The sequence below is a fragment of the Plectonema cf. radiosum LEGE 06105 genome (assembly GCF_015207665.1).
GTDB lineage: Bacteria > Cyanobacteriota > Cyanobacteriia > Cyanobacteriales > Nostocaceae > Rivularia > Rivularia radiosa_A.
In genome coordinates, this window is record NZ_JADEWL010000032.1 from 19,789 (window position 1) to 38,161 (window position 18,373).

Below are 18,373 nucleotides of genomic sequence, written 5' to 3' on the forward strand. Positions count from 1 at the left end.
TAAATGGCTACTACTGTTAATCTACCAAAATTAAATGTACCCGGACCGGCTGTAAATCCAATTTTAGGTCGTTTACCCCTAGTTTTACGCTTTGGTAAAGATTCTATCGGATATACGCGCCGTTTATTTGAAACTTATGGTTCCATTGTCTCTATGACGGCAGGAGGTGGTACTAATATATACTCACCCCTTGCAGAATGTCCCGGTACGGTTTTTACTTGTGGTGCGGAAAATGTACGTACTGTCACTAGTCAGCACGAAATTTATTATAAATATCCGTTATCTGCAAAAATGTACAGGAAGCGGAATGACTCACCGCGAACAGAACCTTTAAAGCATTTTGGTGTGGGTTTATTCGGTGTAAATGGTGCAACTCATCGCCAACACCGTCAACTTTTAATGCCAGCTTTTCACAAGCAACGTATTGATTCTTACCGCGATGATATGATTGCTATTACTCAATCGGTACTTGAGAAATTAATTATTGATAACCCAATTGATATTGCTCAAGTAATGCGACTTCTTACCCTACGAGTAGCGACTAAAACCTTATTTGGTAGCGATGTTGGTGAACAAGGAGCAAAAAGTGGTGAAATTTTACAACAAGCATTGGGGCTGAATGGAAACTTGGCGATCGCTCTTTTACCTTTTGATATTCCAGGGCTACCTTATCATAAATTACTCAACTTATTCGCGCAACTTGATGAAGAAATGCGTCAGCTAATTCGCCGCAAACGTGCTAATAATAAAGATGATGGAGATGTGATTTCGATGTTAATTCGAGCGCGAGATGCGGAAACAGGATTGACATTAAACGAAGATGAACTTTTAGGACACGCAGGGGTTATATTTGCAGCAGGACATGAAACTAGTGCAAATGCACTGACTTGGACGCTATTTCTTTTATCACAACATCCAAAAATAGCCCAAGATGTAGTTGATGAACTGCAAAGCGTATTAAAAGGAGAAGCCCCAACCGTAGAACAATTACAAAAATTGCCTTTATTAGAAAGAGTGATTAAAGAAAGTATGCGGGTGTTGACACCAGTACCTTGGAATGGTAGGGTTACTTCCCAAACAACAGAACTCGGAGGTTATGAATTACCAAAAGGAACAGAAGTTTTTGTGAGTATTTACCAAACCCATCATATGCCTGAAATTTATTCCCAACCGGAGAAATTTGCTCCCCAAAGATGGGAAAAATTTGAACCAACAATGTTTGAGTATAACCCTTTCAGCGCCGGAAGTCGTATCTGTATAGGGGCAGGTTTTGCCATGATGGAAATCAAAATTGTATTATCAATATTATTGCAAAAATACCGTTTAGAATACATACCCAGTCAAACAATAGACCGTTTTGGAGTAATTGTCATGTCACCTAAAAACGGTCTTCAAATGATTGTTCGCAAACAAGACCGTAATTTTACTCAAGGAGTCGGTGGAGTAAAAGGAAACGTGCGTGAAATGGTGGAAGTTAGTTGACAGTGGACAGTTGACAGTTAACCTTTAACCTTTAACCTTAAACCTTTGACCTTTATTTGACCTTTAACCTAATAATATCCATAAGGCTTAGTCGCTTTATCTCCATTAATCACCATACCCAAAACATTGGTTCGAGCCATTTCTAAATGTTCTATGGCTTGCATCATTGCTGAACGGTCTGTTTGATGTATTCTAGCTACAAGTACAACACCATTCGTATGAGGTGCAAGTAAATTAGCATCAGCTAAACCTACTAAAGGAGGAGTATCATAAATCACTAAATCAAAGGTGGAGTGTAAATCTTCCATGATTTGCTTCATTTTTTGCGAAGAAAGCAATTTGGTGGGGTCAGGAGGAATGGGACCTGCGGTGATTACAGATAATCCACCTAATGAAGATATTTCTCGAATAGCCGTTTCTCTCGGTATATTCCCGGAAATTAAATTACTTAATCCCCAGAGATTGTTTAAATTAGCTAAATCATGAATTTGAGGTCGTCGCATATCTGCATCTACTAATAATACACGTCTTCCCATTGCACAAGCGGTTTGTGCTAAATTAAATGCAACTGTAGACTTACCGTCTCCGGACATCGCAGAACTAATAACTAAAGAATTAATCGCTTCATCGGAACTGAGTAATTGAAGGTTAGTATGCAGAACTCGAAATGCTTCTGAAAATCTGGATGATTCAACATATTGCTGAATAACTGTCTCACGACGGGGAACAATTTTCGCAAAATCCGAGTTGCTTTGAGGAAGTACATTTAGTGTTTTTTCAACAAAATTTTCTTCTGAAGCAAGTTGTTTTTGACTATATGGTAATTGTTTTTCAAAAGGAATATTTGCGAGCAGTGGTAGTCTAATTTTTTCTCTAAAAGCTTCTATGGAATGGTATCGATTATCTAGCTTTTCAATCAATAGTCCGCTACCAATTCCTAAGAGAGTACTCGCAACAAATCCTAAAATTAAATTACGTGGAATGCTCGGAGATATAGGAATTTCTGGCTGAATTGGTGCTTGAATTAATTGCCAAGGAACTTGTGTTTGTGCTGCTTCAATTTGCAGTTTTTCACGAGTAGCTAAAAACCGACTTAAACTATCAGTCGCTGCTTGTAATTCCGTATTTAGTTCAGTATATTTTCGATTAATATAGGGGGATTGCTCAATTTTTTTATTAAGTTGTTGTTCTTTTGCGCTAAGTGCTTGACTTTGCTGTTGTAAATTTTGTAATTCGGAAGCCGCTTGAGCGCGTTTTATATATAAAACTCGTTGTGCTTCTTGATTTAGTAAAGGTAATAATTTTTGCCGTTTCTCTTGTAGATTTTGAATGGGAATGCTTTCCTCACGGAAACGTGTAGATTCATCAGCAATCTGAGTTTCTAATTGACGCAACTGGATAATCAATTGTTGATATACTGGTGCATCATTCAGTACTGCTAATGCTCCTTGTTGAGTTTGTAAGCTATTAAAATATGAGTAGGCTTTTGCTAATTCTTGGTCAGCTACTACTCGTTTTTCTGATAATATTTTAAGTTGGTTAGCAATCTGTTCCGATTGAGTTTCCGGCTGTAAAAAATCGTTTTTTTCTCTAAATATTTGTAATTCTTCCTGAATTTTATTTACACGTTTTTGGATAGGTGGTAATTGAGTTTCTACAAAATTAATACCCTGACGTAAGTTAGTTTGACGGTGTTCTAAACTGTATTTTAAATAAGCTTGAGCTAGTTTATCTAATACAAATTTTATTTTAACTTTGTCGTTATCTTGGTAAACTACTTCTATAATTTTTGTTTCACCCAATCGAATAATACGAAGAGATTCGAGTAAAGTTTTATAGTCAATATCTCCATAAGAGGTTCGTAAATCCTCAACAATTTCTGTCATCAATTCAGGACTTTTAAGTACCTGAATTTGAGTTTCATAATCTAACCCTGGCTTAGTTAAACTTCCTTCAAGAAGTGTAGGAACTTTATTTTCTTCGCTGTTTACAGGTTCGGCTAAAATTTGAAACTTAGCTTCATATTGTGGTTCTTGATTGAGAGTGAAAGTCACAACACCAGCCATTACCAGACAAGAAATCCCAAGGATTGCAAAACTTCGCCGCTTGAGAATAGTGAAGAATTGACGCAAATCCCAATCTTCTCCCTCAGCTTCCATCCAAGGTATAGATTGAGCTTGTAGCAACTGAGGTGCATAGTCTGTATCTCGATTACCAGATGAGGGCTTAAAAGAATATGTCTCCATTGCTTCTTCACACTTACTAAAAATCTAAACCATACATGAGCATAAACACTGCTATTCCAAGTGCTTTAAAGCAAAATATTAACCTTATCTGTAACATAATGACTTCCTTGAATTTACGTAGATTTTTAATTTTTTTATAGTAGGGAATAGAGAGTAGGGAATAGTATCCGGCGGTTCAAACCGCAGCTATACAAACGAAACCCGTCTGCACGGGTTTAAAATTCATTAATGTTTAATAACTTGTTCCAAGACTCTGGCTTGGAATAAAGGATTGGAAGCGGAGCCTCGAAAATTTCTTCCCCAGGCTCTTCCTAGGGATGAGAACAATGCTGATATTTTTTTAACTCTGTTTAACGAAAATTAACGAATATCAAAAATATCAGTTTTTGAACCGTAGAATCTCAGAAAATATTTCTGTTTTTTTTGAAAAATTAGTATATTTACTGAAGTATTATTCATAACCAATCTCTATAAATAGTTAAAGAAAAATCTAATACTTGCGAATTTTTACACAGTTATCTTATCTACTATTTATAAAAGCAATTTGTTTTTACAGTTATTACTCAGGTGTTACGGGATTCTTTAAAATTATGTGAATTTTACAGAAACAAAGATATGTAAACTTTTCGTAATTTTGTGATAAATTATGTTTTTTTGGGCAAATTAAAATTAAGTTCCCAATAATTTTTGGTAAAAAAAATAAGATGACTAAATCTTTTGAAAGATTAAAAACACCTATTCTAAGTAAATATGATCAACTCCAAGATGTCACTCCGGATTTTCTAAAAATTGGACAGTTAATTAAATTATCTGTGATTACCCAGTTTTTTCCACCAGACTACGCTCCAACGGGACAGTTAATTGAGGAGTTAGTGACTCATTTAGGTAAACAGGGTGTAGATATCGAAGTTTTTACCGGACAACCTGGTTATGCTTTCGAGAATAATAATGCTCCTGTTGTTGAAGTTTGTGGAAAAGTCAAAATCAAACGCTCCCGTACCACACAACTTTGGTCTAAAAGAATTCGCGGTAAAGCTGTAAATGGAGTGTTATTTACCCTGCGCTCAGCTTTGTATTTGGTTTCTGCTGCTCGCGATCGCAATACAATTTTGCTAACTACAGCCCCTCCATTTTTGCCTGTTTTAGGTTATTTAGCTCATATCCTATTCGGACTCAGTTATATTTGCATACTTTATGATTTGTATCCAGATATTGCTGTTGCTCTCGATGTAGTACCAAAACAACATTGGTTAACTCAACTATGGAAAGCTGTTAATAGAAGGGTATTGCGAAAAGCGTCCGGAATCATAGTTCTTAGCCCTGCAATGAAACGACAGGTGGTAGCAAATTATCCGGAGGTAGCCGATAAAATATCCGTGATTCACAGTTGGGCAAATACCCAAAAGATTGTACCAATTGCCAAAGAAGATAATTGGTTTGCTCAAAGACACGCACTGGTAAATAAATTTACAGTCCTGTACTCAGGCAACATGGGTCGATGTCATGATATACAAACTATGTTAGAGGCTGCTAAATATTTGCAAGATGAGCCTATTCAGTTTGTATGTATAGGTGGTGGAGCAAAACGCGAACGGCTGATTAAACAGGTAAAACGATTAGGATTAAAAAACTTTTTATTCCTTCCCTATCAACAACGACAGGATTTACCTTACTCGTTGACAGCTTGTGATTTATCCTTAGTAAGCGTGGATGCGGGTATGGAGAGTTTAGTTGCTCCCAGTAAACTTTATCCAGCTTTAGCCACAGGAAGACCAGTAGCAGTTATCTGTCCAGAGCATTCGTACTTAAAACAGTTGATTGCAGATGGAGATTGCGGTGAAACTTTTGAAAATGGAGATAGTCACGGTTTAGCAGAGTATATCCGTCAGTTGAGTCAGGATAGTATTTTAGCACATAAAACTGGAAAAGCTGCGCGTAAATACGTAGAGTCATATTTTACTTCTGAAGTGATTTCTCAGCAATATTATGATGTATTATTGCAAGCGATAACCTGATAGATATTCTGTAAAGGAAAAGTGCATCTGCCATAATAGATACCATTTAGTAGTTGTGATGAATTTAGTTTTAATTGGTTAGTTTCTCTTGCAAAATATATTTATAGTACTCCACCACATCAGTTATGACAGGTTCGTAGTTGCGATTTATCGCTCAAATCAAGGGCGCGCATTCTAACTACAAACATTTAAATTTAATGACACAGACCACTAGTAAGTTTAGTAGTAAATTTAGAGTTTGTTAATCGGAGTTAAATCATGAACAATAAAGGTGTAACAGTTTGGCTGACAGGTTTGAGTGGTGCGGGTAAAACGACAATTGCTAGACGTATCGAAGCAGAACTCAAAGCTCGAAATTATCAAGTTGAGGTTTTAGATGGTGACTTAATCAGAACTTGGTTGTCTCAGGGATTGGGTTTTAGTAAAAAAGACCGCGACATCAATGTGCGTCGGGTAGGATTTGTAGCTAATTTACTTAGTCGTAATGGAGTTGTCGTAATTGCTGCAATGATTAGTCCTTATCAGGAAATTAGAGATGAAATCCGAGCTATTAACAAAGATTTTGTTGAAGTTCACGTGAATGCACCTTTAGAATTGTGTGAAGCGCGAGATGTCAAGGGGTTGTATGCTAAAGCGAGAAGCGGAGAAATCAAGGGTTTTACGGGTATAGATGACCCTTATGAAGTTCCTTTGCATCCAGAGGTTGTTTGTGAGAGTGGGGAGGAAACTGTGGAGGAAAGTGCTAAGAAGGTGATTGGTACTTTGGAAGAGTTGGGTTATGTTCGGGTTGCAGTTGAGTATCAGATATAGGTGGTTAGTTAGGGTTTTCTTTACAGTGGGAGTGTGATGAGTTTAGGTTCAAGATTTTTCAGAAAAAAACACCCCATAGGTTCAGATGATGACAATAGATCGAATTTTTCTAGTTCTCATAAGGGGGGATTGCAAAGATTTCTGATCCGAGGAGCCGGATGGTCGGTATTCGCTCGTATAACAACAACCGGACTCAGCTTTCTGATTAGCATTTTACTCGCTCGACTATTAAGCGTTAAAGATTACGGAGGATATCAATATATTATGGGCTGGAGTGCCTTGTTAAACGTTCCAGCAGGGCTAGGTCTAGCAGAAGTGATTACACGCGAAGTCGCCAGTTCATCTGGAGACAACCGATTAGATCGAGTAGAGGGAATAGTCAGATTCTCTTACATATCGGTTCTTGTTTCTTCATTTACTATTACTGCAATAGTCGCATTAATTATAACAGCATATCCAGGACGAGAATGGGAACTATTTCCCTATTTTCTACTATCGTTATTGTTCCTACCTATTCAATCTTGTTTGGGTGTATCCGGTGCTATTCAAACTGGTCAAAAGAAAATTGTTTTAGGCTCTCTTCCTCTCCTACTCAACTTCTTATTATTTGCTGGTACTTTAGGTACGATTTGGGCTTTCATTCCAGTAAATGATTTGGAAATTGATTCTATTATTAGAATCAAGATTATCTGTGCTATCGTCGCTCTAGCACTAGCATTAGTTTTAGCCTACCGTTCTCTGAGAATGAAGGAGATAACTGGTTACAAACCAACTATTGAAGCGGTAACATGGCTTAAAGGAGGATTATCGCTTGTTTTGATGGCTGAAATGCACACAATCAATAATCAAGCAGATATTTTAATGTTGGGGATTTCGGCAGGTTCAGAGAATGTAGCAATTTATCATGCTGCTACACGCTTAGCCTTTCTTTTGAACTTTGCACTTGGAGCCGTTCTCGTTCCAATGAAACCTTTAATATCTGAATTTTTTGCTTGTGGGCAAATGGAGAGATTGCAGACACTGGTTACGCGCACAACCAGGTTGGTTTTCACAATCACATTGCTAATTGCCCTTGTCTACATTCTTTTCGGCAATAAATTGCTGACTTTACTTTACAATCCACAGTATGCTTCGGGTGCAACGGCTTTAAGTATGCTAACTGTGGCTCAGCTTTTCAATGTCGGTATGGGACCAGTTGCCGCTATTTTAGTAATGACTGGAAATGAAAAGGTCGCAGCCCTTGGAGTCATGATTAGTACAGGAATCAATGTTTCCCTTAATGCATTACTAATTCCTCGATTTGGCATTGAAGGAGCAGCTTTTGCTACGGGTACAAGTTTTGTGATATGGAATACTTTGTTAATGTGGGAGACTCGTCGCCGACTTAAGCTACATCCAACAATTTTTGGAAAGCTGTTTTAGAGATATGGTACAAAAGATTCTCAGCTGTGAAGGCTGATCTAAAAAGGATACTAACGAAATGGTAGAATCATCACTCAATCGAAGTTTGACAAGCTTAAGAATTCGCAAAGCTCTGAGCAATCCCGTATTTGCCTTGCGAAATCTGAAATTTAACTGGGTTCGCAAAACGTCAACAGCTAACCATGTATTTGTGGTTGGTCCTCCCCGCAGTGGTACAACTTTAATGGTTTCTATGTTAAAGGCACATTCTAATCTGGCAGGGATTGACGGAGAAACTTGCTTCTTTTTCAGAAGAAATTTTACAGATATTAAATATCCAGAAATTGATGATCAGACAATGAAGAAGCTTATTGCTTCAGCTACTGATATGGTGGATTTATTTGATATGATTGCGTCTGAAGTCGTTACTGCTCAGAATGCTTCCCGTTTTGTCGAGAAAACCCCTGAACATGCGTTGCGATTAAATTTTTTATTAAAAAGATTCCCGAAAGCAAAAATTGTCTTTATGATTCGTGATGTTAGAGATGGCTATCTATCTGCTCTGCGGAATCCAAAGGTCAAGGTAAATACTGTCTCTCTTTATGGAGAGATTTGGAAGCTATCTGTGAGAGCTTATTTGAAAGCGACTCAAAAAGAGCGTGTGAAACTTATTAGATACGAGGAGTTATGTTCTAATCCTGAAATCGTAATGACAGAAGTTATGTCATTTCTGGATGAATCTCTGCAAATAACTCAACTAGCTTCTAATAGTTACTCAAAAACTAAAATGCGCTCTGTGATTGGACATCAACGGCTTAATGAGAAGATTTCTAATCAAACAGTTGGTCAATGGCGAGAAAAAATGAGTAATCAAGATGTGGAAATTTTCAACACCATAGCAGGTGAAGAATTACAAAAAATGGGCTACTCATTAGTTTAAACATCGTGAAGTTCAATCATATATGAAAATAGCTTATTGCGGAATACCTCACACAGGAGGAACATATACAGTTTATCGCTTACTCCGCAAAGGATTGACCGAACAAGGTATTGACTTGAGATGGGTCGGTTTAGTCCCTCCTGGATATCAATTAAATAATGAATTCCAACCAGAAACTAACTTTGGTGAATTTGTTCAGTCAATCCCAGATTGCTCCCGTCAATCCGCTGAGGATTTCATCAAGCATATAGAAACAAATTATCGAGGAATAATTATCAACGTATTGGCTAATTCTATTCAAACTAATGCTGCAAGATATATATCAAATAAAATTATTAAACTACAAATAGTTCATAGCATTACACCAGCTACATATCGAGCAGCAAAATCTATAAATGATTATGTACACGCTACAGTTTGTCCAACTCCTCGCATTGCTAAGGATTTAGTTCATCGGATGAATTTGTCATCGGACAAAGTTTTTACTATTCCCCACGCAGTTAATCTAAGTACCTTTAAAGAAGTTACTTCGATTTTTTCTAAAGATTCGCCATTAAAACTACTGTATCTCGGTCGTATAGAGGAAAATGCGAAAGGAATATTGTGGTTGCCTGAGATTGTAAGAGAATGCCAAAAAAATGGATTAAATGTTTCACTTACCGTTGTAGGAGACGGTCAAGACTTATCTAAATTAAAGTTGAAAATAAGTCAAATGGGTTTAGAGCAAAACATTCATTTTTATGGAAAAGTAAACCATTCAGAAGTACCTAAATTATTCGCCGAACATCATATATTTGTAATGACATCTCGTTATGAAGGTTTCGGATACACTTTAGTAGAAGCTATGGCAAGCGGATGTGTTCCAGTTTGTTCACGTATTTCTGGCGTTACTGACTTCATCGTTTCCCATGGTAAAGATGGATTTATTTTTGATGTAGGAAACACAAAACAAGCTGCTAACTTTATTAGCCAGTTGGTCAATGAAAATATATGGCAGGAATTTTCAGATAATGCAAAACTTGCAAGCCAATCTCGTTTCGGTTTAAAACAACAAGCAAAATCTTATGGGGATTTGATTAAAGATTTGAGTCAAAATCCGCCCATAATTGCTCCTCCTCTACCTCTTGATAACTGGCAATTGCCACCCGGACTAAAGCCTCGCTTCGCTACCTATTTACCCGATTCAGTCAAGAATATCTTACGAGTTTGGCGGGAACGTTTAGTTGCTATCAATACAACTTTTTAGTATAAAAAAATAATTTTATTAAGCAATTAGTAAGTAAATGTCGCAACCTAAAATTTTAGTAGCACAACTGGGTGCTAGAAGACACTATCAGCAACCTTTGCTTTTTCAAGAATGGGGTATTTTAGATAAGTTTTACACTGACTTCTACGCCGACAATAATCTAATTACTAATGTATTAAGACAACCAATAATTTATAATCAACTACCGAATTTATTCAAAAAAAGTCTGGATAGATATGACCCATTACTTGATAAGCTAAAAATTGTTCACTTTCCTAGATTTGGATATCAATTCATTAAGCTGAGGAAAAAATCACCAATACAAAACCGAGCCAGTATTCTTATTTGGGCTGGAAAAGAGTTTGGCAAGCGGATTATTCAAAATGGTTTGGGAGATGCTAATACTGTTTATGGATTTAATGGTGAATCGTTAGAATTATTTGAATATGCTTCATCACAAGGTATTCGTTGTATTCTTGACCAAACTATTGCTGAAAGGTCATTTTTAAATAAGCTCTTACTAGAAGAAGAAAAAGCTTGGGTAAACTGGTCAAAATCACCTTTTATGGTTCATGATACTGACTTGGAACTATTAGAAAGAGAACAACGAGAGCAAAGCTTAGCTAATCATATTATTTGTGGTTCTAATTTTGTTAAAGACTCTCTAGTAGACAGAGGAATTAATGCATCTCAAATTTCTGTAGTAGCATTAGGTCGTCAAAAAGAAAGTCAATTTAAAACTTCTTTTCCTGAACGCAAAACTCCTCAACAAAGAGGAGATGGACTAAGAATATTATTTGCCGGAACAGTTAATCTCCGCAAAGGAATCCCTTATTTATTAAAAGCTTTACGACAGATACAAGGAGAAATCCCTTTTATTTGTAAAATTGCAGGTTCTATTGAAATTAAATCTCAACGTGTTGCTGAATATAATGATTTATGTGACTTTTTAGGACGAGTTCCTCGCTCTCAAATGGCAGAACTTTATGCTTGGGCAGATGTATTTGTTCTTCCTTCAATTTGTGAAGGTTCCGCAATGGTTACTTATGAAGCCTTGAGTTGGGAATTACCTGTAATTACTACTCCCAATTCAGGTTCGATTGTTAGAAATGGAATCCATGGATTTATTGTGCCAATTAGAGATTCAGAAGCGATTGCAGAGAAGTTAATCAATATATATGAGCAAAAAATTTATCAAAATTATTCTAGAGATTATCAAACGTATCTTAGCGAAATTTTTGATAATTATATAAATACACTAATGAAAGTTATCTGTAATAGAGCGGGAGCTTAAAAATATGTACAATAAATTAATTGATGACTGTCTTTTATATGTTTTAATTATTATGAGTATAGGATTAATAATATGGGGACTTCGTTATAGAAAAAGATTTTGTCAGTACCCATTTTTAATGGGTTTTACATTTATTACTTTTTTATTACCTCAAGCGATTGGATTAATCAATAATCCTGAAGTTGTTCCTCAAAGAGCAGTTCAGCAGACATTGATTATGTCTTGTCTTTGTGCATTGATGTGTTGGTTAGGTTATCAAATTAAAATACCTAAGAAATGCTTACAAAAGCCAAGTTTACAAGTAGATAAAAATAAGCTGAAAATAGGAGCATTTATTTATGCTTGTATTGGTTATATCTTCTGGATACTGGTTTATAGTAGACCTGAAGCAGCTTCCTTAAATCAGTATTGGACAGGGATAATTACTGTTTATGTTTTTTTTGCTAACTTGCTAAACATAGGTTTCACAATTCTTTTACTTGAAACTATCAAACAACCAAAAATATCCAATTTATTACTATTGTTCATTCCTAGCTCTATATTAATGTATCGAGTTATTTTCGCTGGAAGACGAACCACAATGGTATTTATAGCTTTTAGTATTGTCTGTGCTTTCTATTTTATTAAAAACCAAACTACACCCCGTAAAATTATTATTTTAGGTCTATTAATTGGGACATTAATAATTTCTAGCATTCATGATTATCGGATGTTAGTTCGTGTCGGAGAATGGAATAAAATTACAGAGATAAATCCCATTCAAAATTTACAAGCAGTGGTGAAGCAAGAAAATCAAGGTATGACATTAGAACTGCGTAATGCAGCTTTAGTTATAGATACTGTTACCCAAACTGGGCGCTATGAATGGGGAAGCCGATACTGGAATACACTAGTATTCAAATGGATACCAGCTCAGTTTCTCGGTTCAGAATTTAAAAAGCAATTACAATTAAATCTTGATTTAGATTATTTTGATATTTGGCATCAATATTATGGATATAAGCATCCGAAAGGCTCAACTTCAACAGGTATAGGAGATTCTTTTAGTCAGTTTGATTACTTTGGTTGTCTAATATTTGGCATATTTGCATACTTCTTCAAATATCTTTGGTACAGGTCTTGTAATGGAGACTACATATTACAAATTTTATATATTTTACTCATTCCAACAGCCATGACTTCGCTGACTCACAATACCGCCAATTTTTTACCAGAATTACTCTACTACATGATTTTTTCTTCACCTCTAATAATATTTTCAATCAAAAAGAATCATTATATTCTTAATGCTAAAAAATATACGAGTTAGTTGTTTTAAATAATGACATATTAATGAAAACATTACATATTTATCAATATGCTGTATACTTTATTCTCCAAAATTTTCAAATTATTTGATTTTGTAAAAGGCTATTTAATTGCTTATAGTTATTTCTTAATTCCACATATTTGGTTTCGGTCTTTAGGTGGACAATGTTGCTTTCAAAGTTTCCCTCGTTTTGGGTATGCCTTTCGTGATATAAGGATTGGACACAACTGTTCCCTTGGAGTAGGAATATTTTTTAATTGTGGTCCTAATGGATATATACATATTGGAAAACATATTAGTCTAAATGACCATACTTATATTTCTTCTTTATATGGAGTTGAAATTGGAGATAATACAAGAATTGGAGAATTCGTATCTATTCGTGATAACAATCACTGTTTTTCAAACCCAGAAATACCTATTCGCCTCCAAGGATTTTATGGTGATAAGATAAAAATAGGGTCTGATGTTTGGATAGGTAGAGGGGTATTCATTGGTAAAGGTGTTGAAATTGGAAATGGCGCAGTTATTGGAGCAAATAGCGTAGTTACTAAGTCTATCCCCGCTTTTGCTGTTGCAGTTGGTTCACCAGCAAAGGTGATTAAATATCGTACCAATAGAAATCAAAATCACTGTATTCTTTCAAAATGAATATTTTAATAGTTACACCTTATCTCGGTTCTAATTACGGTGGTCCAGCAAAAAGTGTAATAGAGTTAGTACGAGAAACAGGGAATCAAGGAGTTTTTGTTGATGTTGTTACAACAAATGCTAACACTTATGAAAATCTATCCGTTCCTCTAAACGAATGGATTTATGAAAAAAACTATCGGATACGTTATTTTGCTTGTTGGAATAAAAACGACTTAATCATTAGTCAGTCTTTAAATATCTGGTTATTTAATCATGTAATTCAATATGATTTAGTTCATACCAATACAATTTTTGCACCCCTCATTTCATTCACTCACTGGTCATGCCAATTTCATCAGATTCCTTATATAATAACTCCTCGTGGAATGTTGGAACCCTGGGCATTATCTTACAAAGCCCATAAAAAATACTTGTATTACAACCTATTTGAAAAATTAGCTTTGCAACAAGCCAGTGCAATTCAAGTTTTAGCATCTTCAGAAGCAGAACAGGTTAAATCCCTTGGTTTTCAACATTCTATTGTTGTTCCCAATGGGATTCACCGTCATGAATTTGAAGTCTTAACAAACCCAGAGATGTTTTATCAAAAGTTTCCTACAACACGGAATAAAAACTTGATTCTATTTCTTGGTCGCATCGATCCTAAAAAAGGTCTAGACTTACTTGCTACTGCTTTTGCAAAAGTCCACAATCAGTTTCCTCAAACCCATTTAATTGTTGCTGGACCAGATAGTATCGACTTTCTTCCTACAGTTCAAAACTACTTTAAACAAGCAGGATGCTTAAACGCAGTTACTTTCACAGGTATGCTTACAGGCTCAATTAAACAGGCTGCTCTTGCTGCTGCAAGTTTATATGTAGCTCCTTCCTACTCTGAAGGCTTCAGTATGTCTGTTTTGGAAGGTATGGCTTCAGGATTACCCTGTGTAATCACCACAGGTTGTAATTTTCCTGAAGCTTCCACAGCTTCTTCTGCTCATGTCGTAGATATCAATGCTGATGCAATTGCGAATGCTTTGATTAACTGTTTAAAAAATCCTCAAGAAGCCCAAATAATGGGTATGAAGGCTCGTCAATTTATTTTTCAAAATTATACCTGGGAGCAAGCAGCAAAAAAACTGTTAAAGACTTATACGGAACTTACTCACAAAAAATCTATTCAAAATAATGTTAGTCGCGGCATGACCTGACACATATCCTCGCGCTTGCGACTTCATCACCGTATCCAATGCTCGTGCTGAAGAGGTAACAAATGGTTGGCGATGTGCTAATACATCTAGCAAAACATCACTGTCAAATAAAACCTGCTTCAACGATACTTTTGCTCCAAATAATCTACGTAAGTTTCTGTGGAATTTTCTGCTTGCAGCTGAATCACACCCAGCAAACCTTGAGTCCAAGGATCGAGGTCAGTCAAAGGTTCTAAGGTCACACTTGGAGAAAAAGACACCTGTGTTTCTTGCTGAATTGATGTTAGCACAGACTGAACGAGCTGCCAGCGTTCATTAATTGGTAATCCTAGGACTTGTCTGTATATCTCTTGTAACGTCATGAATATTGTCCTTTACAAAACAATATCATAATTAGAAATACCTAAAACTGAATTAACACAGAAGCTGCGATATGTAAAGCAGTTATGTTGAGTTCCTTAGAACTGGGATTTTCCGTGGTGCTAGAAGTCGGGTTTTTACAATGATTGTCTTGTTTTACCGATATTTATGTTAAAAAACCTAAATTCTTTGGAAACTTAGATTTGTGGTTGTAGTCTACTCACACATAAGGGTATTCACCTTATTTTAACTATTTAATTACCAAATTGTTTGACAATCGTAAGCCTTAAAAACATGATCTCGACTGACTAGCACTGCATTTTCACACCGGGATTGAGCGATTAGTAAACGATCAAATGGATCTTTGTGATACCAAGGAAGACTATCTAGTTCCAAAATATGAGTCAGCAAGATAGACAATAAACTCACCCCATTTTCGGCTTGCTGTCGCAAAATAATTTCTGAAAGAGAAGCTTGTAAATCTAACTTCCCAAGGTGAGTTTTGATCTGAATTTCCCAAACGCTAACTAAACTCACAAATATTTGGTTATTTGTTTGCGTCAGCAGAGAAAGTGTCTGTTCAGGAATTTGATTTGGAGAACTATTCCACCACATGAATGTATGAGTATCAAGCAAAAGTTTCATTCTTCACCTAGCCAAAAAGCATCGGGTAATGGCTGGTCAAAATCATCATGAACTACGAAAGCACCAGGATAAAGTCCAGGTTTGCGCTCTTGTACAATTTTAACTCCGGATACCTGTTCATTAGAAATATCTTCTGGGAACCGATTAGGTTCAGATTCTTGAATATCACTCGAAGGTGGACGAAATTGAAATGCCCGATACTGCTTTCTGGCTGATTCTACCAGATACTCTGCAAGCCTTAACTGTTCATCTGGCGAAAGTTGCTCTGCTTGTCGAATTAATTCATCAATGTTCATGATTCCTCCCTAAACAAGCAATTAACAGCTATTTTACAATGATTTTTTTGTTTTACCGATATTTATCCTAAAAACCCGACTTCTTTATTCAAGTAGCACTCCTATTCTGATTGCAATATACCCCATTCACTTCAACAAAACTGGCAATCAAGCGATAACTGATCTACTATCAAAAAAACTTTGCTCTGACAACATTAATGAAATGGCTCTACCCCATCCTTAAATACGGATCGATCGCCCTATTCACATTTCTCCTAATTCTCCTCGCAACAATTCCGATCAAATTAGCCATTGCATCTTACCAAGCACCCAAACCCCAAGCTATTCTCATGCTTGGTGGTGGTTCAGAAAGAGAAAAATTTACCGCGCAATTCGCTCAAAATTACCCAACTCTTGATATTTGGGTTTCTAGCGGTGTTTCCTGCAAGAAAGCAAACAAGATTTTCGGCGCTGCGGGTATTGCGAAAGAACGAATTCACCTCGATTACCGTGCTGTAGATACGGTCACAAATTTTACTTCCTTAGTCAAGGATTTTGAAAGACTTAATATCAAACATTTATATATAATCACATCTGAATTTCATCTGCCCAGAGCAATCGCGATCGCCACTATAGTTTTAGGCAATCACGGCATAACATATACTCCTGTTGCAGTTCCTTCGCAAGTACCAAAAGAATCATTTCTACACATTTCTCGCGACGTATTTCGTTCTATATTTTGGATAATTACAGGTCATACCGGCGCAAGTCTCAATCCCAACCTTCCTTCTAGTGATGGTAGAAAATGCAATAATTAGAAGATAACCTCTTGATAACTGTTAACTCTCACCCATCAAAAACTAATCAAAAGCAATACTACCCTTGCTAGAAACTCCAAAAACCCAATAGATATTAGTTAAGATGATACACAGTCCCCTACGGTTTGCTGTATCTTCTCATATCATAATAAGAACTGCAATAACTAGTTTAAGATAACGCTCCTCAATCAAAAGGTAACTTATGCAAACAAGTACTCTACTTCTTTCCCAAGAACTTCCCAATTTACAATACTCTTCCACAAAAGAGCATTTTGATGAAACTTGGGCAGCACCTTTATCTACTTTATTAGGTTTGGGACGTGCTGCTGGCGCTGATTTTATTGAATTCTTCTTGGAGCGCGTCAGCTATATCAGTTGCTTAGCGGAAGAAGACACTATTACTAGTATTACACCCCGTCTTTCTACAGGTGCGGGAGTGAGAGTATTTCGTGGTAAGGCTGATTGCTACGTCAGCACCAATGATATTTCTTTTACTGGTTTAAAATTAGCTTTGGAAAAAGCTTTGGCGATTGTTGGGTTAGAATTACCCGTACCGAAGGCTTTTATCCCAGAGATTAATCTGGAATTACTCAGAGATTACGCAACAAAAAGAACCAAAGATGCATGGCTGCCTTTGTGTGCTTCCATGCGGGAAATGGGAGAAGTGTTACTTGATAGTACTGCTCAACTAAATAAAAAAGCGAGTCACATTCAATCCCGTCGTGCTTCTTATTTCCGCGATTGGCAAGAAATTTTAGTTGCAGCTAGTGATGGAACTTTTGCTCGTGATATCCGCTTAACTCAATCAGTAGCATTAAGCTTACTCTGTGCTGATGGAGCGAATCGCAGTTCTATAGCCGAACGTGCCGGTAATACCAGTGACCCCAATTTTCTCAAAACTTGGGATTTTCAGCAAGCGGCGGAGCAAATCGGTGAATCTGCTGGTAAAATGCTTTATGCTGACTATGTAGAATCGGGTGATTATCCGATTATCATGGCGAATCACTTTGGTGGAGTTATCTTTCACGAAGCTTGCGGACATTTACTCGAAACTACTCAAATTGAACGCAATACCACACCTTTTGCTAACAAGAAAGGTGAAAAAATTGCCCATGAAGCCTTAACTGCTTGGGACGAAGGACGTACTGATAATGCCTTTGGCACCATTGATATGGACGATGAAGGGATGCCAGCCCAAAGAACATTATTAATTGAAAAAGGCGTTCTCAAAAACTTCTTGGCAGATAGAGCCGGTTCAACACGTACTGGACATCCTCGAACAGGTAGTGGCAGACGGCAGAATTTTACATATGCTGCGGCTAGTCGGATGCGAAATACTTACATTGCTACTGGTGAATATTCTACAGATGATTTATTCGCTTCCATTGATAAAGGCATTTACTGTAAGAAAATGGGCGGTGGTAGCGTTGGGACTACGGGTGAATTTAATTTTGGCGTAGAAGAAGCTTACTTAATTGAAAACGGTAAGATGACTAAGCCTCTAAAAGGAGCTATTCTAATAGGTGAAGCCCAGGAAATTATGACTAAAATTTCCATGTGTTCCCAAGATTTGTCTTTAGCTCCGGGTTTCTGCGGCTCGGTTAGTGGTAGCATTTATACTACCGTAGGACAGCCACATATCAAAGTAGATTCAATTACTGTTGGCGGACGTTAGGGAGTTTTCGATT

At 36.7% G+C, this 18,373-nt stretch carries 17 protein-coding genes; 12 read left to right on the top strand and 5 right to left on the bottom strand.

The window, feature by feature from the left end; all coding sequences use genetic code 11:
• The first annotated feature begins 3 nt into the window (after nucleotides 1–3).
• Nucleotides 4–1,482, top strand: coding sequence for a cytochrome P450 (locus tag IQ247_RS12200; protein WP_193920289.1), 1,479 nt, complete (start codon nucleotides 4–6; stop codon nucleotides 1,480–1,482).
• A gap of 68 nt (nucleotides 1,483–1,550) precedes the next feature.
• Here the strand turns inward: IQ247_RS12200 and IQ247_RS12205 are convergent, their stop codons facing one another.
• Nucleotides 1,551–3,728, bottom strand: coding sequence for a GumC family protein (locus IQ247_RS12205; protein WP_193920291.1), 2,178 nt, complete (start codon nucleotides 3,726–3,728; stop codon nucleotides 1,551–1,553).
• A gap of 704 nt (nucleotides 3,729–4,432) precedes the next feature.
• On the opposite strand from IQ247_RS12205, the gene IQ247_RS12210 reads away from it, so the two are divergent.
• The 9 genes from IQ247_RS12210 to IQ247_RS12250 all read left to right on the top strand — a co-directional run bounded on the left by IQ247_RS12210 (nucleotide 4,433) and on the right by IQ247_RS12250 (nucleotide 14,587).
• Complete coding sequence (locus IQ247_RS12210; protein ID WP_193920293.1) at nucleotides 4,433–5,743, top strand: glycosyltransferase family 4 protein; 1,311 nt, start codon at nucleotides 4,433–4,435, stop codon at nucleotides 5,741–5,743.
• Nucleotides 5,744–6,001: 258 nt separating this feature from the next.
• A complete protein-coding gene (gene cysC / locus IQ247_RS12215) occupies nucleotides 6,002–6,553 on the top strand; it encodes an adenylyl-sulfate kinase (protein ID WP_193920295.1) in 552 nt (183 codons plus the stop codon).
• 129 nt (nucleotides 6,554–6,682) lie between these two features.
• Nucleotides 6,683–7,975, top strand: coding sequence for a flippase (locus tag IQ247_RS12220; protein ID WP_193920297.1), 1,293 nt, complete (start codon nucleotides 6,683–6,685; stop codon nucleotides 7,973–7,975).
• Nucleotides 7,976–8,033: 58 nt separating this feature from the next.
• Nucleotides 8,034–8,894 (top strand): sulfotransferase family protein, encoded by an 861-nt coding sequence (locus tag IQ247_RS12225; RefSeq protein ID WP_193920299.1) that lies wholly within the window; start codon nucleotides 8,034–8,036, stop codon nucleotides 8,892–8,894.
• Nucleotides 8,895–8,916: 22 nt separating this feature from the next.
• Nucleotides 8,917–10,140: a glycosyltransferase family 4 protein gene (locus tag IQ247_RS12230; protein WP_193920301.1), complete on the top strand. Its 1,224-nt coding sequence runs from the start codon at nucleotides 8,917–8,919 to the stop codon at nucleotides 10,138–10,140.
• 37 nt (nucleotides 10,141–10,177) lie between these two features.
• Complete coding sequence (locus tag IQ247_RS12235) at nucleotides 10,178–11,434, top strand: glycosyltransferase family 4 protein (RefSeq protein ID WP_193920303.1); 1,257 nt, start codon at nucleotides 10,178–10,180, stop codon at nucleotides 11,432–11,434.
• A 4-nt stretch (nucleotides 11,435–11,438) separates the two neighbouring features.
• Nucleotides 11,439–12,743, top strand: coding sequence for a hypothetical protein (locus IQ247_RS12240; protein WP_193920305.1), 1,305 nt, complete (start codon nucleotides 11,439–11,441; stop codon nucleotides 12,741–12,743).
• Nucleotides 12,744–12,791: 48 nt separating this feature from the next.
• Nucleotides 12,792–13,394 (top strand): acyltransferase, encoded by a 603-nt coding sequence (locus IQ247_RS12245; RefSeq protein WP_193920307.1) that lies wholly within the window; start codon nucleotides 12,792–12,794, stop codon nucleotides 13,392–13,394.
• A complete protein-coding gene (locus tag IQ247_RS12250; protein WP_193920309.1) occupies nucleotides 13,391–14,587 on the top strand; it encodes a glycosyltransferase in 1,197 nt (398 codons plus the stop codon). The genes IQ247_RS12245 and IQ247_RS12250 overlap by 4 nt, the downstream gene beginning before the upstream one ends.
• On the opposite strand, the gene IQ247_RS33600 is transcribed toward IQ247_RS12250, so the two are convergent.
• The 4 genes from IQ247_RS33600 to IQ247_RS12265 all read right to left on the bottom strand — a co-directional run bounded on the left by IQ247_RS33600 (nucleotide 14,519) and on the right by IQ247_RS12265 (nucleotide 15,888).
• Entirely contained in the window at nucleotides 14,519–14,797 is a 279-nt protein-coding gene (locus IQ247_RS33600; RefSeq protein WP_375341227.1) for a PIN domain-containing protein, read from the bottom strand. The genes IQ247_RS12250 and IQ247_RS33600 overlap by 69 nt on opposite strands.
• Nucleotides 14,707–14,949: a hypothetical protein gene (locus tag IQ247_RS12255; RefSeq protein ID WP_193920310.1), complete on the bottom strand. Its 243-nt coding sequence runs from the start codon at nucleotides 14,947–14,949 to the stop codon at nucleotides 14,707–14,709. Before IQ247_RS12255 ends, IQ247_RS33600 begins: the two co-directional genes overlap by 91 nt.
• 256 nt (nucleotides 14,950–15,205) lie before the next feature.
• Nucleotides 15,206–15,592, bottom strand: a complete 387-nt coding sequence (locus tag IQ247_RS12260) for a type II toxin-antitoxin system VapC family toxin (RefSeq protein WP_193920312.1) — start codon at nucleotides 15,590–15,592, stop codon at nucleotides 15,206–15,208.
• Nucleotides 15,589–15,888, bottom strand: a complete 300-nt coding sequence (locus tag IQ247_RS12265) for a hypothetical protein (RefSeq protein ID WP_193920314.1) — start codon at nucleotides 15,886–15,888, stop codon at nucleotides 15,589–15,591. The genes IQ247_RS12260 and IQ247_RS12265 overlap by 4 nt, the downstream gene beginning before the upstream one ends.
• A 197-nt stretch (nucleotides 15,889–16,085) precedes the next feature.
• Between IQ247_RS12265 and IQ247_RS12270 the strand changes: the two genes are divergently transcribed.
• Together IQ247_RS12270 and IQ247_RS12275 are read left to right on the top strand one after the other, a co-directional pair.
• Nucleotides 16,086–16,685, top strand: coding sequence for a YdcF family protein (locus IQ247_RS12270; RefSeq protein ID WP_193920316.1), 600 nt, complete (start codon nucleotides 16,086–16,088; stop codon nucleotides 16,683–16,685).
• Between the two features lie 202 nt (nucleotides 16,686–16,887).
• Nucleotides 16,888–18,360: a TldD/PmbA family protein gene (locus IQ247_RS12275; protein ID WP_193920318.1), complete on the top strand. Its 1,473-nt coding sequence runs from the start codon at nucleotides 16,888–16,890 to the stop codon at nucleotides 18,358–18,360.
• The last annotated feature ends 13 nt before the right edge of the window (nucleotides 18,361–18,373 follow it).

What these genes read in the sequence shown, in the direction of transcription:
- IQ247_RS12260 (WP_193920312.1), bottom strand. Translation starts at nt 15,592, where the DNA reads ATGAAACTTTTGCTTGATACTCATACATTCATGTGGTGGAATAGTTCT.
- IQ247_RS12270 (WP_193920316.1), top strand. Translation starts at nt 16,086, where the DNA reads ATGAAATGGCTCTACCCCATCCTTAAATACGGATCGATCGCCCTATTC.
- IQ247_RS12205 (WP_193920291.1), bottom strand. Translation starts at nt 3,728, where the DNA reads ATGGAGACATATTCTTTTAAGCCCTCATCTGGTAATCGAGATACAGAC.
- IQ247_RS12240 (WP_193920305.1), top strand. Translation starts at nt 11,439, where the DNA reads ATGTACAATAAATTAATTGATGACTGTCTTTTATATGTTTTAATTATT.
- IQ247_RS12245 (WP_193920307.1), top strand. Translation starts at nt 12,792, where the DNA reads ATGCTGTATACTTTATTCTCCAAAATTTTCAAATTATTTGATTTTGTA.
- IQ247_RS12210 (WP_193920293.1), top strand. Translation starts at nt 4,433, where the DNA reads ATGACTAAATCTTTTGAAAGATTAAAAACACCTATTCTAAGTAAATAT.
- IQ247_RS12225 (WP_193920299.1), top strand. Translation starts at nt 8,034, where the DNA reads ATGGTAGAATCATCACTCAATCGAAGTTTGACAAGCTTAAGAATTCGC.
- IQ247_RS12255 (WP_193920310.1), bottom strand. Translation starts at nt 14,949, where the DNA reads ATGACGTTACAAGAGATATACAGACAAGTCCTAGGATTACCAATTAAT.
- IQ247_RS12235 (WP_193920303.1), top strand. Translation starts at nt 10,178, where the DNA reads ATGTCGCAACCTAAAATTTTAGTAGCACAACTGGGTGCTAGAAGACAC.
- IQ247_RS12275 (WP_193920318.1), top strand. Translation starts at nt 16,888, where the DNA reads ATGCAAACAAGTACTCTACTTCTTTCCCAAGAACTTCCCAATTTACAA.
- IQ247_RS12200 (WP_193920289.1), top strand. Translation starts at nt 4, where the DNA reads ATGGCTACTACTGTTAATCTACCAAAATTAAATGTACCCGGACCGGCT.
- cysC (WP_193920295.1), top strand. Translation starts at nt 6,002, where the DNA reads ATGAACAATAAAGGTGTAACAGTTTGGCTGACAGGTTTGAGTGGTGCG.
- IQ247_RS12230 (WP_193920301.1), top strand. Translation starts at nt 8,917, where the DNA reads ATGAAAATAGCTTATTGCGGAATACCTCACACAGGAGGAACATATACA.
- IQ247_RS12265 (WP_193920314.1), bottom strand. Translation starts at nt 15,888, where the DNA reads ATGAACATTGATGAATTAATTCGACAAGCAGAGCAACTTTCGCCAGAT.
- IQ247_RS12250 (WP_193920309.1), top strand. Translation starts at nt 13,391, where the DNA reads ATGAATATTTTAATAGTTACACCTTATCTCGGTTCTAATTACGGTGGT.